Annotated in this window: 20 protein-coding genes and 2 pseudogenes; 12 read left to right on the forward strand and 10 right to left on the reverse strand. The window is 69.8% G+C overall.

Translation table 11 applies throughout. The features are described 5' to 3' along the window. Positions 1-14 precede the first annotated feature (14 nt). Positions 15-791, reverse strand: a complete 777-nt coding sequence (hyi, locus tag M2437_RS11770; protein ID WP_253387505.1) for a hydroxypyruvate isomerase — start codon at positions 789-791, stop codon at positions 15-17. 55 nt (positions 792-846) lie between these two features. Beyond that, complete coding sequence (locus tag M2437_RS11775) at positions 847-1,626, reverse strand: GntR family transcriptional regulator (protein ID WP_253387506.1); 780 nt, start codon at positions 1,624-1,626, stop codon at positions 847-849. Between the two features lie 163 nt (positions 1,627-1,789). Between M2437_RS11775 and M2437_RS11780 the strand changes: the two are divergent. Then, positions 1,790-2,967, forward strand: a pseudogene (locus M2437_RS11780) (pyridoxal-phosphate-dependent aminotransferase family protein). 89 nt (positions 2,968-3,056) lie between these two features. Continuing rightward, positions 3,057-4,358 carry an MFS transporter gene (locus M2437_RS11785; RefSeq protein ID WP_253387508.1) on the forward strand — a complete coding sequence of 434 codons (1,302 nt, stop codon included), beginning with the start codon at positions 3,057-3,059 and terminating at the stop codon, positions 4,356-4,358. Between the two features lie 39 nt (positions 4,359-4,397). Here the strand turns inward: M2437_RS11785 and M2437_RS11790 are convergent, their stop codons facing one another. The 3 genes from M2437_RS11790 to M2437_RS11800 form a co-directional block, all read right to left on the reverse strand. Beyond that, entirely contained in the window at positions 4,398-4,787 is a 390-nt protein-coding gene (locus M2437_RS11790; protein ID WP_253387509.1) for a hypothetical protein, read from the reverse strand. A 401-nt stretch (positions 4,788-5,188) separates the two neighbouring features. Then, the gene (locus M2437_RS11795; RefSeq protein ID WP_253387510.1) at positions 5,189-7,891 is read right to left on the reverse strand and encodes a DUF2339 domain-containing protein; all 2,703 of its coding nucleotides are present in this window, start codon (positions 7,889-7,891) and stop codon (positions 5,189-5,191) included. 170 nt (positions 7,892-8,061) lie between these two features. Then, positions 8,062-8,313 (reverse strand): hypothetical protein, encoded by a 252-nt coding sequence (locus M2437_RS11800; RefSeq protein WP_012255321.1) that lies wholly within the window; start codon positions 8,311-8,313, stop codon positions 8,062-8,064. A 376-nt stretch (positions 8,314-8,689) separates the two neighbouring features. On the opposite strand from M2437_RS11800, the gene M2437_RS11805 reads away from it, so the two are divergent. The 6 genes from M2437_RS11805 (at position 8,690) to M2437_RS11830 (ending at position 14,189) form a co-directional block, all read left to right on the forward strand. Then, the gene (locus M2437_RS11805) at positions 8,690-9,394 is read left to right on the forward strand and encodes a Crp/Fnr family transcriptional regulator (protein WP_015952371.1); all 705 of its coding nucleotides are present in this window, start codon (positions 8,690-8,692) and stop codon (positions 9,392-9,394) included. 87 nt (positions 9,395-9,481) lie between these two features. Beyond that, positions 9,482-10,567 (forward strand): ABC transporter ATP-binding protein, encoded by a 1,086-nt coding sequence (locus tag M2437_RS11810; protein WP_253387511.1) that lies wholly within the window; start codon positions 9,482-9,484, stop codon positions 10,565-10,567. Continuing rightward, positions 10,564-11,559 carry an ABC transporter permease gene (locus M2437_RS11815; protein ID WP_253387512.1) on the forward strand — a complete coding sequence of 332 codons (996 nt, stop codon included), beginning with the start codon at positions 10,564-10,566 and terminating at the stop codon, positions 11,557-11,559. The genes M2437_RS11810 and M2437_RS11815 overlap by 4 nt, the downstream gene beginning before the upstream one ends. Then, a complete protein-coding gene (locus tag M2437_RS11820) occupies positions 11,556-12,335 on the forward strand; it encodes an ABC transporter permease (protein WP_253387513.1) in 780 nt (259 codons plus the stop codon). Before M2437_RS11815 ends, M2437_RS11820 begins: the two co-directional genes overlap by 4 nt. 53 nt (positions 12,336-12,388) lie before the next feature. Beyond that, on the forward strand, positions 12,389-13,108 hold the full coding sequence (gene tmk / locus M2437_RS11825) for a dTMP kinase (RefSeq protein ID WP_253387514.1): 720 nt from the start codon (positions 12,389-12,391) through the stop codon (positions 13,106-13,108). After that, positions 13,098-14,189: a DNA polymerase III subunit delta' gene (locus M2437_RS11830; RefSeq protein ID WP_253387515.1), complete on the forward strand. Its 1,092-nt coding sequence runs from the start codon at positions 13,098-13,100 to the stop codon at positions 14,187-14,189. The genes tmk and M2437_RS11830 overlap by 11 nt, the downstream gene beginning before the upstream one ends. Before the next feature lie 89 nt (positions 14,190-14,278). Here M2437_RS11830 and M2437_RS11835 read toward each other — a convergent pair whose 3' ends face one another. Beyond that, positions 14,279-14,479, reverse strand: a complete 201-nt coding sequence (locus M2437_RS11835; protein ID WP_003602060.1) for a hypothetical protein — start codon at positions 14,477-14,479, stop codon at positions 14,279-14,281. A 298-nt stretch (positions 14,480-14,777) separates the two neighbouring features. Between M2437_RS11835 and M2437_RS11840 the strand changes: the two genes are divergently transcribed. The 4 genes from M2437_RS11840 to M2437_RS11855 all read left to right on the forward strand — a co-directional run bounded on the left by M2437_RS11840 (position 14,778) and on the right by M2437_RS11855 (position 18,472). Beyond that, positions 14,778-14,993, forward strand: coding sequence for a hypothetical protein (locus tag M2437_RS11840; RefSeq protein ID WP_253387516.1), 216 nt, complete (start codon positions 14,778-14,780; stop codon positions 14,991-14,993). 225 nt (positions 14,994-15,218) lie between these two features. Beyond that, on the forward strand, positions 15,219-16,787 hold the full coding sequence (gene metG / locus M2437_RS11845) for a methionine--tRNA ligase (RefSeq protein WP_056464609.1): 1,569 nt from the start codon (positions 15,219-15,221) through the stop codon (positions 16,785-16,787). A gap of 52 nt (positions 16,788-16,839) precedes the next feature. After that, positions 16,840-17,637 (forward strand): TatD family hydrolase, encoded by a 798-nt coding sequence (locus M2437_RS11850; protein ID WP_253387517.1) that lies wholly within the window; start codon positions 16,840-16,842, stop codon positions 17,635-17,637. A gap of 16 nt (positions 17,638-17,653) precedes the next feature. Beyond that, a complete protein-coding gene (locus M2437_RS11855; RefSeq protein WP_253387518.1) occupies positions 17,654-18,472 on the forward strand; it encodes an MBL fold metallo-hydrolase in 819 nt (272 codons plus the stop codon). Between the two features lie 107 nt (positions 18,473-18,579). Here the strand turns inward: M2437_RS11855 and M2437_RS11860 are convergent, their stop codons facing one another. From M2437_RS11860 to M2437_RS11875, 4 genes and pseudogenes are all read right to left on the reverse strand, one after another. Further along, positions 18,580-18,972, reverse strand: coding sequence for a group III truncated hemoglobin (locus M2437_RS11860; protein ID WP_253387519.1), 393 nt, complete (start codon positions 18,970-18,972; stop codon positions 18,580-18,582). 67 nt (positions 18,973-19,039) lie between these two features. Beyond that, positions 19,040-19,844, reverse strand: a pseudogene (locus M2437_RS11865) (SGNH/GDSL hydrolase family protein). Between the two features lie 373 nt (positions 19,845-20,217). Continuing rightward, positions 20,218-21,234: a sensor histidine kinase gene (locus M2437_RS11870; protein WP_253387520.1), complete on the reverse strand. Its 1,017-nt coding sequence runs from the start codon at positions 21,232-21,234 to the stop codon at positions 20,218-20,220. 320 nt (positions 21,235-21,554) lie between these two features. Continuing rightward, positions 21,555-22,487, reverse strand: a complete 933-nt coding sequence (locus M2437_RS11875; RefSeq protein WP_253387521.1) for a DMT family transporter — start codon at positions 22,485-22,487, stop codon at positions 21,555-21,557.

A 22,487-nucleotide genomic window follows, 5' to 3' on the forward strand; every position in this document is an offset into this window, starting at 1 on the left:
TTGGGATCCCGGGACTATCTGTAGGCGGACATCCAGCCGAGGCCGGCTTCGGTGCCGGAAGCGGGCAGGTATTCGCAGCCGATGAAGCCGTCGTAGCCGAGGCGGTCGAGGGTCGCGAACGCGGCGGAGACATCGATGCGGCCAGTGCCGGGCTCGTGGCGGCCAGGGGCGTCGGCGATCTGGACATGGGCGATGCGGGCGTGGTGGGCTGTGAGACTGCCTGCCAGATCCTCGCCCATCATAGTCATGTGGTAGAGGTCGGCCTGGATGAAGAGGTTTTCGGAGCCGACCGCCTCGATCACAGCCGCAGCATCGGCGAGGCGATTCAGGAAGAAGCCCGGCATGTCGCGGTCGTTGATCGGCTCGATCAGCAGGCGAAGGCCCGCGCGTTCCAGCGCGTCGGCGGCGTAGGCGAGATTTTCGGTCAGCATTGCTAGAAGGCGCGCCCGCTCGATGCCGGCCGGTATGAGCCCGGCAAGACAGTTGATCTGCCGACATCCGAGCGCCCCGGCATAGTCGATCGCCCGCGCGACGCCCTCGCGAAATTCGGACACCCGGTCGGGCAGGATGGCGATGCCGCGCTCGCCCGCCGCCCAGTCGCCGGGCGGCAGGTTGTGCAGCACGAGCGGCAGGCCGGTCTCCGCGAGGCGGCGCGCCAACGCCTCTTTCGTCTCGGCATAGGGAAACTGCATCTCCACCGCCACGAATCCGGCGGCGCGCGCCGCGGCGAACCGGTCGAGCAGAGGCCGTTCGGTGAACAGCAGGCTCAGATTGGCAGCGAAGCGGGGCATATCCGGGCCGTCTGGTCGCGCAAAATGCATTCAAAAATGATGGGTTGTACCGACATCAATCGATGGAGGCCGGGGTCGGCTCGCTGGAAAAAGGCTGCGCGGCCTCCCGGTCGGCGGCGGCTTTCCGCTTGTTGCGCAGGTGGCGGAACAGGATGTCGCTGAGTTCCGCACCGGCCCGGCGGCGCAGGGCGTCGAGGATTTCCTCGTGCTCGCGCATCGCCTCGCCCCAGCGGTCGCGGTTGGCGTCGAGATTGGCCGAGTAGCGCGCCCGCCGCAGGCGCCCGGCGAAGCCGGCATAGGTGGCGCTCAACGGCCCGTTGCCGGCGGCCGCCACGATCCGGTCGTGGATCGCCTGATTGCAGGCGAAGTAGCCGTGCAGGTCGCGCCGCAGATAGTGGCCGTACATCTCATGGTGGAGCCGCTCGATCTCGGCAAAGGCCTCGTCCGTGATGCGCTCGCAGGCAAGGCGACCAGCCAGGGCCTCCAACCCGCCCATCACGTCGAAGAGTTCGACAATCTCCTGCTCGCCGATCCGGCGCACCCGCGCGCCGCGGTTCGGCAGCAGATCGATCAGTCCCTCCGAGGCCAGCACCTTCAGCGCCTCTCGCAGGGGCGTGCGCGAGATGCCGAAGCGTTCGCACAGGAGCCGTTCGGGGACACGGGCGCCCGGCGCGAGATTGCCCTCGACGATGAATTCCCGCAGCCGCGCCAGCACCTCGTCGTGGAGGGAATGCACGAGGTTTTCCCGCGGCTTGGCCGGCAGTTCGGCCGGGAGCCGGGCGGGGAGGGGGATCGGGCCGTCCGCGCCCTCCGATTCGCGTTCGGCGAGTGTCATGGCGGAAGTCATGACCGATTGGTAGCAGCGGGCTCAACCGCCGTCGATGGGACGAATGTAGGCATGATACTTCTTGTCTCGGCCAAAAATGAATGCAAACCTACGGGATGAAACGACCGGGCCCGACGTGAAGCACCCGGCATCCGGCCCAACGGGAGGGACCATGACGCACCGCACCGGACGACACTTCCTGCACATTCCGGGCCCGAGCCCGGTGCCGGAGCGGGTGCTGCGCGCCATGGACCGGCAGGTGATCGACCATCGCGGGCCGGACTTCGGCGTGCTCGGCCGCGAGGTGCTGGAGGGGTGCCGCACGATCTTCCGCACCAAGGGACCGGTGGTGATCTATCCCGGCTCCGGCACGGGGGCCTGGGAGGCGGCGATCGTCAACACGCTCTCGTCGGGCGACCGGGTGCTGATGTTCGAGACCGGGCACTTCGCCACCCTGTGGCGGCAGATGGCGGCGCGGTGGGGCATCGAGGTCGAGTTCGTGCCCGGCGACTGGCGCCACGGCGTCGATCCGGCCCTGGTCGAGGCGAAGCTCGCCGAGGATCGCAGCCATTCCTTCAAAGCCGTGATGGTGGTCCACAACGAGACCTCCACCGGCGTCACGAGCCGCATCCCCGCCATCCGCAAAGCGATCGACGCCGCCGGCCATCCGGATCGCTGCTGCTGGTCGACACGATCTCCTCGCTCGGTTCGGTCGATGTCCGCCACGACGAGTGGGGTGTCGACGTCACCGTCAGCGGCTCGCAGAAGGGCCTGATGCTGCCGCCGGGCCTCGGCTTCACCGCGATCTCGGAGAAGGCACGGGCTGCCGGAAAGTCCAACAACCTCCCCCGCTCCTACTGGGATTGGGAGGAGATGCTGAAGCCCAACGCCAACGGCTACTTCCCCTACACGCCGGCCACCAACCTGCTCTACGGCCTGCGCGAGGCGGTGGCGATCCTGCTCGAAGAAGGGCTCGACAACGTCTTCGCCCGCCACCAGCGGCTGGCCGCCGCGACCCGCGCTGCGGTCGAGGCCTGGGGCCTCGAAGTGCTATGCCAGAACCCGGACGAACACTCGCCGGTGCTCACCGCGGTGATGATGCCGGACGGCAAGAGGGCTGACGCCTTCCGCGCCCTGGTGCTCGAGAAATTCGACATGTCGCTCGGCGCCGGGCTGTCGAAGCTCGCCGACAAGATCTTCCGCATCGGCCATCTCGGCGAGACCAACGACCTGACCCTGATGGGCGCCCTGTCCGGCGTCGAGATGGGCTTGGCGGCTGCCGGCGTTCCGCACCGGCCCGGTGGCGTGCTTGCCGCCATGGCGAGCCTGCGCTCCGGCCTCGACGGCTGATCTTTTCCCGAACGCCCACGCCTCGGGCCAAGCCGCGCGTCAGATGCGGAGCCCGGGGCGATTGCTCATAAAAACTGGAGGAAGCCCCGATGATCACGATCCCACGCCGCGTGACGGCGCCGGGCATGGTGCTGTTCCTGCTCTGCCTGATGTACTTCATCACCTATGTCGACCGGGTCAACGTCGGCACCGCCGGCCCGGCGATCAAGGGTGAACTCGGCCTCAGCAACACCGAACTCGGCCTCATCTTCTCGGCCTTCGCCTACCCCTACGCGGTGTTCCAGATCATCGGCGGCGCCATGGCCGACAAATGGGGCGCGCGGCGCACGCTGTTCATCTGCGGACTGATCTGGGCGGCGGCGACGGTGGCGACTGGCTTCGTCGGCGGCGTGGTCTCGCTGTTCCTGGCCCGCTTCGCTCTCGGCTTCGGCGAGGGCGCCACCTTCCCCACCGCCACGCGGGCGATGCAGTCCTGGGTCGCCAAGGACCAGCGCGGCTTCGCGCAGGGCATCACCCACTCGTTCGCCCGCTTCGGCAACGCGATCACGCCGCCGCTGGTCGTGCTGATGATGGCCTATGTCGGCTGGCGCGGCGCCTTCGTCGTGCTCGGCATCGTCAGCTTCGCCTGGGTGCTGATCTGGGTGTTCTACTACCGGGACGACCCGCGCGAGCATAAGAGCGTCACGAACGAGGATCTGGAGCGGCTGGCGATCCGCGACCGGACTGCCAAGCCGGCCGCCAAACCGCCGGTGCCGTGGCGCCGGCTGATCCCGCGCATGGCCCCCGTGACGCTGACCTATTTCTGCTACGGCTGGTCGCTGTGGCTCTACCTCAACTGGCTGCCCTCCTTCTTCAAGGACGGCTACGGCCTCGACATCAAGAACTCGGCCCTGTTCGCCTCGGGCGTGTTCTTCGCGGGCGTGGTCGGCGACACGCTCGGCGGCGTGGTCTCCGACCGCATCCTGAAGAAGACCGGCGACCTGCAGAAGGCGCGCCGCAACGTGATCTGCCTCGGCATGCTGGGCGCCGCCGCCTGCCTTGCCGGCGTGTTTTTCACCAAGGATCTCACCCTGGTGGCGCTGCTGCTGAGCGGCGGCTTCTTCTTCCTCGAACTGGTGATCGGGCCGATCTGGTCGGTGCCGATGGACATCGCCCCGCAATATGCCGGCACCGCGAGCGGGCTGATGAATTTCGGCTCGGCCTTTGCCGCGATCGTCTCGCCGCTCACTTTCGGCCTGATCGTGGATCTCACCGGCAACTGGATCCTGCCGTTTGCCGGGTCGGTCGGCCTGCTGCTTCTGGGCGCGGGCCTCGCCTTCACCATGCACCCCGAGCGCCCGTTCGAGGATGAACCGGCGCCCCTGACACCGCGGGTGGTGCCGGCGGAGTAGAACCGTCCCCCGTCGCCGCGCTCTCCGCGCGGCGACGGTTCAGGGCAGGGGAAAGCGGCGCTGGAGGTCCGCCAGCATCTCGACCGCCTCGTTCGAGATGCCCGTCTCCCGCACCGCCTTGAGGCTGCGGTCCTCGAGTCCCGGCGCGGTCACCGGCTCGAACTGGCGGCGATGGGCCTGATCGAGGATGTCAGCGATCCGGTCGCCGACCGCGAGGGCGATCGCGGTCGAATCCGGCCCCTCCGAGCGGTGCGCGTGCATGCGCTGGAGCGCGTCGGCAATCTGCCGCTCGAAGGCTTCGAACAGGACCCCGGCCGCCTGCGGGCTCATCCGCATCAGGGCGCCCGCGGCGGCGCAGTAGGTCTCCTTGAGCATGTACAGGGTCAGGCGGTCGATGGCCTGCTCGTCTTCGTCCGCCGCCTTCGCCATGCGCTCTCTGTCCCGTCTGCTCGGTTCCGAACCCATGGCCCTGCCGAGACGAAGGGACAAGGGACCGGTCCCCCTTTTAAAGGATCAGGCACGGGACCTGCCAAGCCCCGAGACGGGTCGGAAGCGCGCGGGGCCGCCCTCGAATTGACGGATCGTCACCGGCGGGTTGGCCCGGCTCACCCGTTCAGCGCCGTGGTGGTGTCGGTGGGGAGAGGGCGTTCGGCGGCGTCGCAACCGCTCCGTCGAGCCGGTGCGGGCGTCCCCGCCGTCCACGCGGGACGGCGGGGGGTGTCGTTCGCACGACCGAGCCGATACGCAACGTGGCTCCCCCTTAGAATGACCGCGACCGGTTAGCCGACGGTCAATGCCGTAAACCGGCGACGTGCCGGAACGGGACCAGCTCACGCATCCGGCGCGGCCGGCCGGGGAGCGGGCGCGAAGACGAGGCGCTGGTAGACGAGACCGATGCCGATCAGGCAGCCGCCGAGCCCGAGGAAGGAGAGCGCCCGCAGCGGCCCCTCCAGGCCCGAGAGATCGAACAGGAACACCTTGAGCGTCGCCAGCCCCACCAGCACGGCGGAGGCCAGCCGCGCGGTCGCCGACCCGCGCAGGATGCCGTAGCCGAGGGCGACGAGGCCCAGGCCGAGCCACACCGCCGAGTAGGCATACCACTCCGCCTGTCCCGTCTCGCGGTCGAGACCGAGCCGCTCGCCCTGGAAGCCGTGGCGCACGGCGAGGCACAGGGCGAGGAAGCTCAGGGCCAGCCCCAGACCGCCGGCCATGCGCACGAACCAGACGGGCCGCACGCCCCGCGCCGCCCGCGCCAGGGCGAAGGCCGCCGCGGCCGGCAGGGCGTAGGCGAGCACGGCGTCGTTCAGGATGAGGCCGCCCGTGATTGGCTCGTCGGTCAGGAGCGGGTTGGCGGCGAGCCCGAGCCCGAGCGCGCCCTGGAACAGGGCGAGGCAGGCGAAGGCGAGGCCAGCAAAGCGGATCACCGGCGAGGCCGCGGGACCGGAGAATCGCACCAGCACCAGGGAGAAGCCGAGGGAGGTCAGCGTCGTCAGCCCCTGTTCCAACACGCTCGTGCCCGGATCGGCCAGAGTGCCGCCGTGGAGCGCGTGACGGATCTCCAGGAAGACAAACAGGCCCGAAAGGAGAAGGCTCAGGGCTTGGGCCACCTGCTCCGGGATGTCAGCCAAGCGGTCCGGGCGGCGGATCGCCCAGGCAGCGAGGCCGAAGCACAGGGCCGGCAGGCCGTAGGCGGTCACGAGCCCGTTGAGGATGAGCCGGTCCGACAGGCCGCCCCGGATCAGGGCAGGGTCCCAGGCGAGCCGCGCCGCGACGATGACGGCCAGACCGGCCACGCACCAGCGCAGGGCCGGGATGTCGAGGCGCCGGGCGATCAGGCCAGTCGCGAGCGCCGCCCCGGCCAAAGCCGGGGTCAGCGAGCCGCCCGCGAGGGCGAAGACGAGGCCGAGGCACAGGGTCGCCACCGAAGCCGCGGCGAAGCCGCCGAGCCCGAGCGTGAGGGCCGGGGAGGGGGTGGCGTCGCCCTGCCGCCGGCACAGGACGGCAAGACCGCAGAATCCGGCAGCCAGCCCCCCCGCGGCGGCGGCGAAGTCCGGCGCCACGGCGCCGCCCGTGATTCGCAGATAGGCCAGGGCGAGGGCCGCGAGGGGCGTCACCGCCGCGCCCGCCGCGAAGGCCAGCGCGGTGGCATAGGGCAGGCGGCTGCCGCCCAGGAGCCGCAGCGTGCCGAGCCCCGCGACCGCGAGCGATCCGGCTACCGCCAGCGCCAGCAGCAGACCGGGCTGGTCCGTGCCGTACCAGAGGAGGAAGAAGGGGGTGCTCGCGGGCTCGGCCGCCTCCGGCCAGAGCACGAGGGCGCCGGCGAGCGTCAGGGCCGCGACGGCGCCACCCGCGGCGGCGGGTGCGGCGACGAAACCCGCGAGCGCAGGCAGGACGATCGCCGCCAGGGCCGCGGCCGCCCAAGCCAGGCCGCTGCCGGCATGGGCCGTCAGGCCGAGCACCGCCAGCGCCACGCCCGCTGTCGCCGCGAGGGCGAGCGCGGCGAAGCGATCGAGGCGCGCCTCTGTGTCCGGCACGCCGCGCCCCGGCAGGACGGCGAAGACGAGGATCGCCAGCACCTGCTGCAGCACGAGGTGGACCTGCACGGCGACATTCTCACCGGGCAGGATGGTGAGAAACAGGGCCCAGGCCGCCGCGCCAAGGCCGCCCGCCACCGCGAGCGCGCGCCAGCCCTTCAGCCAGGCGAAGGCGTAGGCGCTGCCCGCCACCACCGGCAGGTAGAGGGCGAGCGGCCACAGGCTCGTCCCCCCGCCCCCGACGAGGAGCGGCGTGGCGAGCGCACCGACGAGGCCGATGCCGGCCAAAGCCGGCCCGTGCAGCAGGGCGGCGACCATGGCGGCAAGGCCCGTGGCCGCCAGTCCGGCAAAGGCCAGGCCCGGCCCGATGAAGCCGTAGAGGGCGTGCGCGGCGTAGACCGCACCGAACAGGCCGACCGTGCCCGCCGCGGTCACCATGGCCGGCACGTCGGGCCAGATCGGAGGCACGGGCTCCGACCCGCGCAGGCGCCGCCGCAGGAACTCTCCGAGCCCGACGAGACTGAGCGCGAGGGCAAGAGCGCCCGCGATGCGCACGCCCGGCCCGAACAGGCCGCGCTCGGCCGAGTAGCGCACGAGCAGCACCGCGCCGAAGGCGAGGGCGAGGCCGCCGACCCATACGGTCCAGCGAGTGCCGAAGCGCTCCTCGATGGACGGGGCGGGGGCCGAGATCGGCCGCTCCGGTGCCACGGCCGGAACCGCACCGCGCGGCGGCACAGGCGGAAGGGCAGGGGAGGGAACGGGCGGCACCGCGGCAGGCGCCGGTTCCGGACGAGCCGGCTCCGGAACAGGAATCGGGGTCGTCATCGGGGCCGTGATCGGCCCGGAGCCGGCGACCGGACGCGCCTCCACCAGAGCGAGGCGCCGCTCGAGCACGCGGATATGCTGCCGCTGCCGCAGCGCCAGCAGCAGGCCCACCGGACCGGACAGCGCAAGCGCCAGCACGATCAGTGCCGCGCTCAGGAAAAAACTATCGTCCATAGGCCGAGCGTCCGCTTCGGGAGCGGCGAAGCTAGCCTCGTGTCCGGCCCTTACGGGTGCGGGTGCTCACACGCTCGTGAAATCGTGGCGTCACGACTCCTACAGATCGCGCGGTCTTGCAAATGCTTGGCGGTTCAGGTGCCCACAGCGGACGCCATCGCGGCGCCGCCTCAGCGGACAAAGGCGAGATGAAGACGGCAACCCTCGCGTTCGACGACGGCGCAACGACAATCGATCTTCATGCAGCCGATGAACAAGCGCACAGAATCAGGAACGACGACATCTGGGCCAACTTCGACATCGACACCATCGGGTGTCTCGTCCCAAATGAGGCATCCGATATCATTGCGGATCCCCGAAGATGAAATCAGTCCTACCTTGAAAGCGTCCTGCAGAAATAAGTCACGGTAACCAGCCAACATCGGTTAACTCCGCGATTGCTTCTGATGGGTGCCCAAACTTTACGGTTAATGACCCCTAAAATCACGCGGAAAATGATTACTTGAAGTACAAAAAACTTGTTGCGCGACGGGCAAGTTCATGGAAGCCGACGAGAGAGTCCTTATTCGTTCTTCGGCTAAGTGCCTCTCTTTCAGATCTTTTGGTGCCCTGACGGCCTCGCGAAGCGCCACCGTTGAGTCGTACTCGGGGCGTCGGGCCTGCCTCCGGCGGAATCGGTGCCGGCCGGAGGCCCGCGCCGTCCACGTCAATCGTCCGGCCGCCGCGCCCGGCGACTTGACCCGCCCCGGCAGGAGCCTCACCATTCAGTCTACGCGCGTAGACTAAGGTACAAGAGGCGTGGCGACAGCCCGGTTGGCGAGCATCCCGTTCTTCAAGGAACCGGGTGTCGATCTTTCCCCATTCGAGACGCGCTGCCATTGGCGGCGCTTCGACGAGAACGAGACGCTCGTCGATTACGACGACATCTCCACCGACGTGTACTTCCTCGCCATGGGGGAGGTGCGGATCCTCAACCGGTCGCAATCCGGCAAGGAGGTCATCCTCGGCGAGATGCGCGTGGGCGCCTTCTTCGGCGAGCTGGCAGCGCTGGACGGCATCGGCCGCTCGGCCAACGTCACGGCGCTGACCCGGGGCGAGGTCTGTGTCGTACCCGCCCCCGTCTTCCGCCAGATCGTGTTCGCTTCCGAGGTCATCGCCGACCGGCTGTTCCGCCTGCTCGCCAAGCGCGTGCGCGAACTGAACACCCGGCTGATGGAGCACGCGCTGCTCGACCTGCGCCACCGTCTCTACGCCGAATTGCTGCGCCTCTCCGTGCCGCGGGCCGGGCAGGGGAACGATTCCGTGGGCGAGCGGGTGGTGACGCCGCCGCCCTACCACCACGTGCTGGCCGCCCGCATCGGCTGCCGCCGGGAGCAGGTGACCCGCGAGTTCACGGTGATGGCGGGCGAAGGCCTGATCGACCGCACCCGCGGCGCCCTCGTCATCCGCCGTCCCGACCTGTTGGAGGCTCGGGTGCAGGAGGCGCTGCGGGAGGACGCCTAAAAACGCTCCCGATGCCAGCGCTTCTCAGGGCCGATTTCCCACGCTACGTCGCCAAGATCCGTCGCGGCACTGGTCCGAAGATCCATCTTGCACGCCAGCACTCCCCTTCCGGACCAGAGGCTCCGCCTGGAGCGGGTCACCAAGCGCTTTTCCGCGCATACGGCCGTCGATGCGGTCTCCCTCGACCTCGCGGAAGGGGAGTTCTTCTGCCTGCTCGGCCCGTCCGGCTGCGGCAAGAGCACCCTGCTGCGGATGGTGGCGGGGTTCGAGACGCCGGATTCCGGCACGATCCGTCTCGGCGAGACCGACCTGACGGCGCTGCCGCCGCACCGGCGGCCGGTCAACATGATGTTCCAGTCCTACGCGCTGTTCCCGCATATGAGCGTGGCGGCCAACCTCGCCTACGGCCTGAAAGGTCTGGGCCTGAGCCGGGCGCAGATCGCCGGGCGGGTGAAGGACCTCCTCCGGCTCGTGCGGCTCGAAGGCTTCGAGGCGCGCCGCCCCGACAAGCTTTCGGGCGGCCAGCGCCAGCGCGTGGCCCTGGCGCGCGCCTTGGCCCGCGAACCGCGCCTCCTTCTCCTCGACGAGCCGCTCGGCGCGCTCGACCGGGCCCTGCGCGAGGAGACGCAAGGCGAGTTGCGGGCGATCCAGCGGCGGCTCGGCACCAGCTTTATCGTCGTCACCCACGATGCCGAGGAAGCGATGGCGCTCGCCGACCGGATCGGGGTGATGGAAAGCGGGCGCCTCGTGCAGGTGGGGCCGGCGCGCGCGCTCTATGAGCGGCCGGCGAGCCGCTACGTCGCGGGTCTGCTCGGCGACGTGAACCTGATCGACGGCCGCCTCGGGCGGGCGGAGCCGGGTGGCAGCCGCAGCGTCGAGACGGCTTTCGGCATCCTGCGCGCGAGCGGCGAGGGCGAGGCGGGCAACGCGGTCGTGATCGCGGTTCGCCCCGAGCGCCTGATCGTGAGCGGGGAGGGAGGGACCCATGGGCTGTCCGGCCGTCTGACCGAGGCGACCTTCCTCGGCGACCGCATCCGCTACCGGGTCGAGATGGCGAACGGCACGACCTTACGCGCCTCCGCCGCCCTGCCGGCGCCCGGCCCGATCCCGGCCGCCGGCGAGACCGTCACCCTCGAGGTGCCCGCGGAAGCCGCCTGGATCCTGCCGGCATGAGCGGGCTGTCGCGACCGACCGGCGATGACGGCGCGTCGCCGGTTGCCCCCGGGCATGCGGGGCGGCTGTCTCAGCGCCTGGGGCGCGGTCTCGTCCGCGGCCTGCCGCTGCTGTGGCTGGCGCTGTTCTTCCTCGTGCCCTTCGCGGTGACGCTGAAGATCAGCTTCTCCTCGCCGGCCACCGCGCAGCCGCCCTACCTGCCCTTGCTGGAATGGGATGGCGGCCTGGAGGGCTGGCGCGAGTTCTTCGAGGCGCTCGACTTCCAGAACTACCAGATGATCGCGGCCGACGCGCTCTACCGCGACGCCGCCCTCTCCTCGCTGGGCTATGCCGCGCTCGCCACCGCGATCCTCGTCGGGATCGGCACGCCGACGGCCTACGCCATGGCCCGCGCCTCGGCGCGCTGGCAGCCGATCCTCGTGGCGCTGGTCATCGTGCCGTTCTGGACGAGTTTTTTGATCCGGGTCTATGCCTGGATCGCGATCCTCAAGCCCGAGGGGCTGCTCAACGCGGCCCTGCTGAAACTCGGCCTGATCGCCGCGCCGCTGCCGATCCTCGACAGCCCCTATGGCGTGCTGATCGGGCTCACCTACGCCTACCTGCCCTTCATGGTGCTGCCGCTCTACGCGGTGATGAGCCGGCTCGATCCAGCGCTCACCGAGGCCGCCGCCGATCTCGGCGCGTCGCGGGCGCGGGCCTTCTTCACCGTCACCCTGCCGCTCAGCCTGCCCGGTCTCGCCGCCGGGGCGCTGCTCTGCTTCATCCCGATGGTCGGCGAGTTCATCATCCCCGATCTGCTCGGCGGCTCCGACACGCTGATGCTCGGGCGCGTGCTGTGGAGCGAGTTCTTCTCCAACCGCGACTGGCCGCTGGCCTCGGCGGTGGCGGTGCTGCTGCTGATCCTCGTGGTCGGGCCCGTGGTGCTGTTCCGCGAGGCCGAGTTGCGCCGCGAGGAAGCGGTGGAAGGGGCTCAGGAAGGGGCTCAGCGATGAGCCTCTTCGCCCGCACGGCGCTGACCCTCGCGCTGGCCTTCCTCTACGCGCCGATCCTCGTGCTGGTCGCCTATTCCTTCAACGATTCGAAGCTCGTGACCGTCTGGGGCGGGTTCTCGACCCGCTGGTACGGGGTGCTGTTCCGGGACGGGCCGCTGATCGCCTCGGCCCTCGTCTCGCTGAAGGTTGCCGTCCTGTCGGCGGCAATCGCCGGGGTGCTCGGCACCTGCGCCGCGCTGGCGCTCGACCGGCACGGGCGTTTTTGGGGGCGCGGTGCCTATACCGGGTTGCTCTACGCGCCGATGGTGATGCCGGAAGTCATCACCGGCCTGTCGCTGCTGCTGCTCTTCGTCGGCATCGGCCTCGACCGGGGCATCGCGACCCTCGTCATCGCACACGCGACCTTCGCCACCGGCTTCGTCGCGGTGGTGGTGGGTGCGCGCCTGAAGGGCCTCGACCGCTCGCTGGAGGAGGCCGCCGCCGATCTCGGCGCGGGGCCGGCCCGCGTCTTCTTCGGCATCACCCTGCCGCTGATCGCGCCTTCGGTCGCGGCCGGGTTCCTGCTCGCCTTCACCCTGTCGCTGGACGATCTCGTGATCGCGAGCTTCGTCTCGGGGCCCGGCGCCACCACCCTGCCGATGCGGATCTACAGCCAGGTCCGCCTCGGGGTGAACCCGGAGATCAACGCCGCCTCGACCCTGCTGATCGCCGCCGTCGGCCTCGTGGTGCTGGGCGCCTCCTGGCTTACGGGGCGCAAGGGCGCCATGGCCAACTAGGCGCGCGGCTGATTAGGTCGCGCCCCGTCGCCTACTGTGCTAGCCCGCAATCCATGTCGAGCGATGCGCCACGGGGCGTCTTCATCACCTTCGAGGGCGGGGAGGGGGCGGGCAAGTCCACCCAGATCGCGCGCCTGGCCGAGACCTTGCGCAGGGTGAGCGGGCGCGAGGTGGTGACCACCCGCGAGCCCGGCGGGACGGAACGGGCGGAAGCCCTGCGTGCGGCGCTGCTGCGGGGCGTGGCCAAGCCCTACGGGCCCTTCGCCGAGGCGCTGATGTTCGCCGCCGCCCGCATCGACCACATCGAGAACTTGATCCGCCCGGCCCTGGACCGCGGCGCGATCGTGCTGTGCGACCGTTTCTCCGACTCGACCCGCGCCTATCAGGGCGCGGCGGGCGGCCTGGATCCGGCGCTGATCGACAGCCTGGAGCGGGTGACGCTCGAGGATCTGCACCCCGACCTTACCCTCATCCTCGATCTGCCGCCCGAGGCCGGCCTCGCCCGGGCGCGGCGGCGCGGGGCGGGCGAACCCGCCGACCGCTTCGAGGCCGAGGGCATGCGTTTCCACGAGCGGCTGCGGACGGCCTTCCGCAGCATCGCCGAGGCCGAGCCGGAGCGCTGCCGCGTCATCGACGCAGATCTCGGCCCCGATGCGGTCGAGACCGACATCGCCAACGCCATCGCCGCCCGGTGGCCGGATCTGCTGCCAGCCCTGGGAGAAGGGCAGGGACAAGAGGATAAGGCGCGGGAAGGACACGGCCATGCGGCCTGATTCCGCCCGGACCGCCCGCGACGCCCGCACCGAGGCCGAGGCGGGCGACCTCGCCCACGTCCCGCGCCCCCGCGAACAGACCCGCCTTTTCGGGCATGGTCACGCGGAAGCGGCCTTCGCGGGGGCGCTGGCCGCGGGCCGGCTCCATCATGCCTGGCTGATCGGCGGTCCTGCCGGCATCGGCAAGGCGACGCTGGCCTACCGGGTCGCGCGCCGGCTCGTGGCCGACCCGCGCACGCTCCCCTCCCCCGATTCCCTCGACGTACCGGAGGATCACCCGGCCGCGCGGCAGGTGACGGCCCTGTCGCACCCGAATCTGGTCGCGCTGCGCCGGGTCCAGGCGCCGGGCGCCAAGACGCTGCCGACCCGCATCTCGGTCGATGCCGCCCGCGAGGCGCTTGCGCTGTTCGGAGCCACCGCGGGCGGGGAGGGCGGCTGGCGCGTCTGCATCGTTGACAGCGCCGAGGATCTGAACGCCAACAGCGCCAACGCGCTCCTGAAGATGATCGAGGAGCCACCGCCCCGCGCCATCTTCCTCATCGTCTCCCACGCGCCGGGCCGCCTACTGCCGACGATTCGCTCGCGCTGCCGGGCCCTGACGCTGCGTGCGCTGCCGGAGACGGACGTGCGCGCGATCATCGAAGAATTTCCGGCGCCCTTCGCCCGGCCCGACGCGGCGGCTCTGGCGCGGGCCGTCTCGCTCTGCGAGGGCTCGGTCGCCCGCGCGGTAGCGCTTCTCGACCCCGCCACCGCCGCGGTCGAGGCGGAAGTCTCGGCCCTTCTCGCCGGCCTGCCCGAGCCGGACGGGCGGCGCGTGCTCAAGCTGGCCGAAACGCTTGCCGGCCGCGACGCCGAACCCCTGCTCGCCACCGTTCTCGACGCGATCCAGCGCCACGTCGCCGCCGAGATCGACCGGCGGCAAGGGGAGGGCCCGGCCCGGCTGCTGGCGCTGGTGGAGGCCGCCGAGCGCATCGCATCCTCGGCCCGCGAGGCCGCGATCTACAATCTCGACCGCCGGCCACTGGTGCTCGCGGCCTTTCGTGAATTGGCGGCGGCGACGCGGATTCCGTTAACGTCTTAATAGGCTGAGAACAGCACCGGACGGATCGAGCGCGAGCCGTCAGTGGGCAAGGCCGGACTTTTTCCGGCCTCGCGCCCGCACGGCGCCTGTCAGATCAAAGCACTGATCAGGGTGGTTGCACCGATCAGGACCACGCAGGCGCCGATTTGCACGACGCGAAAGATCTCGCCGGACGGCCGGCGGTTGTCGTTCGCAGCGCGGCTGCAGGAGTGCAGCATGTAACGGTCAAGATTCGGCTCCGGGAGCTCGATCCACTGCTCTTCAGGCTGGCGAACCTTGGCGATTGACATGAAAACTGTCCTCGAAGTCGTCGGCGAGGGTGGGCCAACGCTTTTGACGCACACTGGAACCTTGCCGGTCGTTCGCAGCGCCGCCGAGGATTAACCCGATGATCCCCGCCGTGTCCATGCAAAATAGAACAGGATGTTGGGTATTATAGCACCATAATGCAAAATGCTCGGGGCTCAGGCCTCGGAACGCTCGATACATGCGTCCAGCGAATATCTGGCATTTGGTGCTTGGTATACCAGAATGGCCCCGTTGGTGGCACATACGCTGCAACGCAACAAACCGCACGGGATGCCCACCATGATCTCCCTGGCTCTGCTCGCCGCCCTCACTGCCGGCGTCGCCAACATCGCTCTGGTCACCCTGGTGGCCAACCGTCTCGGTCCGAAGGCCGATACCGCTGCTGCCGGCGAGTTCGCGGCCGTCGGCGGGGCTGCGCCTGCTTCCGCGAAGCGCGCCGTCGTCAAGATCGGCAACGAGAACGTCCTGCCCGTCGGCGCCCAGCGCGCCGCCTAAGCGCCCTCGACCCTACACGAGTGCTGCACGTTCAAAGAGCCCTGCCGGGTCCCGGCAGGGCTCTTTTGCGTCTGCACAAGGAGCGCGGTTTCGGGCCGGGTGCGGACGGCGCGGCGCCCTCCTTCGCGCGTCGGCCTCCGGCACCCGGCAGGCCGGTTGCGTCGCGGGACGTTGCGCGCCACAAGGCATGACAGTCCGACCTTCGCATCCGGGACATCTTCTGACGTGAGCGCGAGCGAGAAGGCGAACGAGCCCTTCCTCATCACCACGGCGATCTCTTACCCGAACGGCGCGCCGCATATCGGCCACGCCTACGAGGTGATCGCCACCGACGCCATCGCCCGCTTCCACCGCCTCGACGGGCGCGACGTGCTGTTCACCACCGGCACCGACGAGCACGGCCTCAAGATCCAGCAGACGGCGTCCCGCGCCGGCGTGACGCCGCGCGCCTTCGTCGATGACATGGCCGGGCGCTTCAAGGCCGTGGCCGACCGGCTCGACTGCAGCTACGACCGCTTCATCCGCACCACGGAAGCCGACCACTACGCTGCGGCCCAGGAGCTGTGGCGGCGGATGGAGGCCAACGGCGACATCTACCTCGCCAAATATGCCGGCTGGTACTCGGTGCGCGACGAGGCCTATTACGACGAGGCCGAGACCGCGCTCGGCCCCGACGGCAACCGCCGCTCGATCAAGACGGACACGCCCGTCGAGTGGATGGAGGAGGAAAACTACCTCTTCCGTCTATCAAAGTACCAGGAACCCCTGCTCAAGCTCTACGCGGAGCAGCCGGACTTCCTCGGCCCTGAGACGCGGATGAACGAGGTCGCGAGCTTCGTGCGCTCCGGCCTCAAGGATCTCTCGATCAGCCGCACCACCTTCGACTGGGGCGTGCCGGTGCCGGACCGGCCGGGCCACGTCATGTATGTCTGGGTCGATGCCCTGACCAACTACCTGACGGTGACGGGCTTTCCCGATGCGCAGGCGCCCAACGCCCGGTTCTGGCCGGCGAGCCTGCATATCATCGGCAAGGACATCGTCCGCTTCCACGCGGTCTACTGGCCGGCCTTCCTGATGTCGGCCGGGCTACCGCTGCCCAAGCGCGTGTTCGGCCACGGCTTCTTTCTCAGCCGCGGCGAGAAGATGTCGAAGTCGCTCGGCAACGTGGTCGATCCGCTCGATCTCGTCGGCACCTACGGCGTCGATCCGGTGCGCTACTTCCTCCTGCGCGAGGCGCCGTTCGGCAGCGACGGCAATTACGACCACGAGGCGATCATCAACCGCATCAACGCGGACCTCGCCAACGACCTCGGCAACCTCGCCCAGCGCTCGCTCTCGATGATCGCCAAGAACTGTGAGGGCACGGTGCCGGAGCCGGGTGCCTTCACCGAAGCCGACGAACGCCTGCTCGCCGCCGCCGCCGCCCTGCCGGAGAAGGCACGGGGGCTGATGCAGAATCTCGCCCTGCACGCCATCCTGGCCGAGATCTGGGCCGTGGTCGGCGAGGCCAATCGCTACTTCGCCTCCGAAGAGCCGTGGAAACTGCGCAAGTCCGATCCGGCGCGCATGAACACGGTGCTCTACGTCACGGTCGAGACCCTGCGCCGGGTCGGCCTGATGGTGCAGCCCTTCGTGCCGACGGCGGGCGCGGCCTTGCTCGACCTGCTCGCCGTGCCGGTGAACGCACGCAGCTTCGCTTTTACCGGCGCCGAGCACCGCCTGCAGGGCGGCACGGCGCTGCCCGCCCCGGCCCCGATCTTCCCCCGCTTCGAGAAGCCGGAGGCGACGGCCTGACGCCGCCTCCCCGCATCGCTCCTTCCCCCCAAGAAAATCCGCCAAAGAGACCATGCTGGTCGACAGCCACTGCCACCTCGATTTCCCGGACTTCGCGCAGGACATTCCGGGTGTGATCGCCCGCGCGGCCGAGGCCGGCGTGACGCGCCTCCTCACCATCTCGACGCGGGTCGCCAAGGCCGACAGCTACCGCGCGCTCGCCGAGGCGCACGCGGCGGTGTGGTACACGGTCGGCACCCACCCGCACGGCGCCGCCGAGGAGCCTGACGTGCCGGCCGACACCATCGCCGCGCTGGCCGATGCCCCGCGCTGCGTCGGCATCGGCGAGGCGGGGCTCGACTATCATTACGAGGACGCCGCGCCGGAGGCGGTGCAGGAGCGGGTGCTGCGCGCCCATATCGAGGCCGCCCGCCTCTCCGGCCTGCCGCTGGTGATCCATTCCCGCGACGCCGACGCGCATATGGAAGCGGTGCTCACCGACGAGATGGCGCGGCGGCCGTTCAAGGCGGTGCTGCACTGCTTCTCGTCGGGCGCGCGGCTCGCTGAAGTCGGGGTCGAACTCGGCCTGTCGGTCTCGTTCTCCGGCATCGTCACCTTCCGCCGCTCGGACGCTTTGCGCGACATCGCCCGCAGCGTGCCCCTCGACCGCATCCTGGTCGAGACCGACGCGCCGTTCCTCGCGCCCGAGCCGCACCGGGGGCGACGCTGCGAGCCGGCCTACACCGCCGACACCGCCCGCGTGCTGGCCAAGGCGCTCGGCCTGCCCTTCGAGGAGTTTTCCGCGCGCACGACGGCGAACTTCTACCGGCTGTTCTCCAAGGCCGCCGCGATCGAGGGAATCGCCGCATGAGGATGGGGGAGGGCGCATGCCGAGCTTGAGCCTGCGCATCCTCGGCTGCGGCTCGTCCGGCGGCGTGCCGCGGGTCGGTTACGGCTGGGGCGCCTGCGACCCGGCCGAGCCGCGCAACCGCCGCCGCCGCTGCTCGCTGCTGGTGGAGCGGCGCCAAGGGGACGGAAACGGGGGAGGGGGCGCCACGACGGTGCTGGTCGATACCTCGCCTGACCTGCGCGAACAGCTCATCGACGCCGGCGTCACCCGCCTCGACGCCCTGCTCTACACCCACGCGCATGCCGACCACACCCACGGCATCGACGACGTGCGCCCGCTCGTCATCCACATGCACCGGCGCATCCCGGTCCATGCCGACCCCCTCACCCACGCGCTCCTCATGAAGCGCTTCGGCTACGCCTTCGAGACGCCGCCGGGCAGCCTCTACCCGCCGATCCTCGATCTGCACGAGATGCGGGCGGATGAACCGCTGACCATCGCGGGCGCGGGCGGTTCGATCGTGGCGGACGCCTTCCGCATGGAGCACGGCAACGAGATCGCCCACGGCTTCCGCTTCGGCCCCGCCGCCTACGCGCCGGACGTGAGCCTGATGCCCGAGGCGGCCAAGGCCCGCCTGCACGGCCTCGACCTGCTCATCATCGATGCCCTGCGCGAGACCCCTCACCCGTCGCATTACTCGGTCTCGGACGCGCTCGCCCTGATCGAGGAGGTCGCGCCGCGCCGCGCCATCCTGACGAACCTCCACACCGATCTCGACTACGCCACGCTTGCCAAGAAGCTGCCGGGACACGTGGTGCCGGCCTATGACGGGCTGACGGCGACCGTCGATCTCTAGAGCATCATCCCGAAAGGTGGTTGCCGGCTTTCGGAAAAAATGATGCAAGAACAAAAGGTTAGAGCATCGTCCTAGATCCGATATCCAGGACGATGCTCTAAAGAAGATCAGGGTCTTACGGCCGGCATCTCCGGCCGGAAGAACAGCCCGGATTTCAGGCTGTCGCCGATCCGATGTGCCCGCTCGACGAGGATCCCCGCGATCTCGGGCACGAAAACTTCCCTGGCCGTCTCCTCGAACAGGCCGAGCCAGCGCGTGAAATGCGCAGGGCTGATCCCCTCGATGCCGAGGTGGCGACCGAACGGGTTGCCCTTGTAGCGGCCGGTCTTCAGCAGCACCGAGGACCAGAAATCGCGGATCGTGGCGAGATGGCGCGGCCACGCCTCGTCCGGAATCTTGGCCGCGAAGACGGGCCCAATCAGCGGATCGCGGCGCACCCGGGCGTAGAAGGCGTCGAGGAAGGCGGCCAGAGCCGCTTCGGTGAGTTCGGCCTGCTTCATGCGACAGCGCGGGCTGTAACGGCGCGGGGAGGGGGCTTCATGCTTGCGAAAGCCGCCCCTGCCCCGGTCAGTTCCGGGCGATCGAGGGCTGGATCAGGCCGGCGCCGACGAGGATCTGGGCGGCGGCCGCCTTGGCGAGCTGGCGGTAGCCGGCATCGGTCATGTGCAGGCCGTCGGGGCCGATCATCTGGGCCGGGGTCATCAAACCGTGCGAGACCCAGGACTGCATCAGGGCGCGGCGGCGGATCACCGGCACGCGGAGTTCGGTGGCGAGCGCGTGCAGAGCCTCCCCGTAGCGCTCGGCGCCCTCCATGCCCCGAGAGCTTGCTGCACCATTGCTGGTCCATCAGCACCACGTCAGCCCCGGTGGCGCGGATCGCCAGGATGCCTGCGCGGGTCAGTTCGACGAAACGCTCCAGCGGCACCCCGGCGAGCGGATCGTTGCTGCCGGTCTGCCAGACCACGAGATCCGGGCGCTCGGCCAGCACATCGCGCTCCAAGCGCCGCGCCATCGCCTCGGCGGTGTCACCGCCCTTGCCGCGGTTGATCACGGTGATCGAGCGCCGGCTCGATGCGCCGATCTGGAGGCGCTCCTCCAAGTCGCGCTCGAGCAGGGCAGGGTAGGCCATGGCCGGTGACGACGCGCCCGCCCCTTCCGTCGAGGAGGAGCCAAACGCGACGATCCGCACATCGCCGTCACGCCCGAGCTGTGAGGCGAGCCGTGCCAGCTTCGTCGGCAGGCGCTCGACAGATGCCGGCATCTGCGGCGCCACGACCGGCGGCGCATCGGGCTGCGCGCGGGCGCCGGACAGGCCGAGCGGGCCGGCGAGGGCGGTGGCGAGGATGAGACCGGAGAGCGGGCGGTGGAACATGGCGAAACGTCTGGCAGCCGATTCTGTTTCCCGATGTCTCCGACTGTTGCCCGATGATTGTGACGATTGCGAGAGGTCCACTCCAATGCGTGCGTGCCGCAGGCCGGATCGGTCTCGAAGGAACGAAAACCGGGAAAGCGCCGGGGATTTATGGTTAACAGATACCTGAAAGGGCATCCGCACCCACCCCAACGTTCCATAATATATCTTATGCGAACGGCTTTGATGGGCTGCGAGAGACATGAACGGGCGCCGGATCCACGGCCGGAAACGGCGCGCAGGCACTCTGTCGGACGCATGAGCCTGCATCGGCCTTGCGCCTCACGCGAAGGCGCCCTGCCCCGGCCGACCGCGATGGCTCGCGGACGCTCCGTCAGGCGTCCGTCGGACCGGTGACGAAGACGAGGCGCACCACCGTGCCGCCCTCGTTGGCGTAGGTCAGCGTGCCGTCGAGCTGGCCCGCGAGCCCCTGAACGATCCGGAAGCCGAGACTGCGGCTCGTGTCCGGATCGAAGGTCGCGGGGATGCCTGGCCCGTTATCGGCGATGCTGAGCGACGCCTGCCCCGCTCCGAGGGTTTCGAACCGGATGGTGATGGTGCCGCGCTCGGTCCCGTGGAAGGCGTGCTTGAGGGCGTTCGTCACCACCTCGACCACGAGGAGCGACAGGGTGGTCAGGCGGGCGAGATCGAGGCGCACCGGCGGCGCATCGACGAGGCAGACGATGTTGCGCGCGCCCGTCGCGTCGAGCAGGTCGGAGCTGAGCTCCTGCAGGTACTGGCCCACGGGCTGGTCGGCCCGCGCCGGGTCGTAGAGGCGACGATGGATGCGCGCGATCGTCTGCAGCCGGGCCTGCGCCTCGTCGAAGACGTCGGCCGCTTCCTGCGGATTGTCGATGACCTTGCGCTTCTGAAGGGCGAGGAGGGCCGCCACGAACTGCATGTTGTTGGCGACGCGGTGCTGCAGCTCCTGAAACATGGTGCGCTGCTGCTCGTAGAGTTGGGCGCTCACCGCCCGCTCCGCATTCAGCCGTTCCCCCGCGACGCGCATCAGGTGGATGAGCGTGATGTCGACCGTGACGATGAAGGCGTAGAAGCCGAGTGCCAGCGCGGTCTGCGCATCGAACAGAAAGACGTTCGCCTCGCCGATGAAGAAGTACCACGCGGCGAGCCCCGAGAGCACGGCGCAGACGATCCCCGGCCGCAGGCCGAAGAAGAACGTCGTCAGGATCACCGCCGGAAAGAAGGTCAGGAACGGGAAGCCCGGCGGCAGCACGTCGTCGAGCGCGTGGCGCAGGGCGATGGCGATCCCCGTCGCGCCCAGGGCAGCGACGTCGCCGAACCACGGCGGCGCGGGCAGCCGTCCGGCGGCAAGGGCGAGGAAGGACGGCATCTGGAGGGGGAGGGTCCGCAATGTGATTCGAAAGAACATTATCCGGTTTTCAGGCCCGATCTGTGTCCCGCCCACAGCGGTGCAGGTTTTTCCGCCCGTCGTTCGGGCCGGGGCGGATGAGATGAGGCACAACCCTCAAAGCCAGGCTCGATCACGCTGCAATCGCACACGGTTCTAAGTTCTTCGACTTCCGCGCTTTTGCACGCCCGGCGGGCATCCATTTCGGCGCAGGGCGATCTATTTCGGGATGGGCTGCGACCGGAGCAGCGCCCTCCCCCTCGCCTCCCGCTGTACTTGCCGCTGTCCTTCCCTTCGTCGGTTCAACGGCCTGGGGATCGTGCCGCCCGCCGCCCCGCGATCTCGGCAATGAGGATGCCGCCGAGCACGAGGAGCAGCGCCAGCATTTCGGCCCCGCCGAAGGGTTCGCCCGCCAGCAGCACGGCGAGTCCCGCGCCGAAGACCGGCACGAGGTTCACGAACAGTCCGGCCCGGTTCGGGCCGATCAGCTCGACGCCGCGGATGAAAGACAGCTGCGCCAGCAACGAAGGACCGAGCGCGACGAAGGCGACGATGGCCCAGGCCGTCGCGGTGGTGGGCCAGATCGCGTGGCCGAGCGCCCATTCGGCGGCGAGCGGCGGCAGCGAGGTGAGGAAGGCGGCCAGCGCCAGCGCGGTGAAGAAGGCGAGCCCCGACACGGCGGGACGCCCGGCGAGCGCCACGGTGTAGCCGGCATAGACGAGGCTCGCGGCGAGCATCAGCCCGTCGCCGCGGTTGAGGCCGAGATGCGCCAGCACCGCGAGATCGCCGTGGGTGGTCGCCACCGCGACGCCCACCAGGGTCACGGCGGCGCCGATCACCTGCCCTGCCCTCACCGGCACGCGGCGCACGGCGCGGTTCAGCGCCATGACGAAGACGGGAACCGCCCCCTGGATCAGGGCGACGTTGACCGCGCTGGTATAGGTGCCGGCGGCGTAGAACAGGCTGGCGAAGATGGTGAAGCCGCACGCCCCCATCAGGAACAGGTAGGGCCAGCGCTGCACCAGCCGGCCCCGGTCCGCCAGAACCTGACGGCGCGCCACCACGAGCAGCACCGCGAAGGCGAAGGCCCAGCGCAGGGTCGTCAGCACCTGCGGCGAGACCTCCCCGACCGCCCACTTGCCGGCCACCGTGTTGCCTGCCCAGAGGAGGGTGGTCAGCGTCAGGATCGGGTAAGCCGCCGCAGAGGCGCGGGTGCCGGTGGTGCCTTGGGTCAC

This window comes from Methylorubrum pseudosasae, from assembly GCF_029504475.1.
Classification (GTDB): Bacteria; Pseudomonadota; Alphaproteobacteria; order Rhizobiales; family Beijerinckiaceae; genus Methylobacterium; species Methylobacterium extorquens.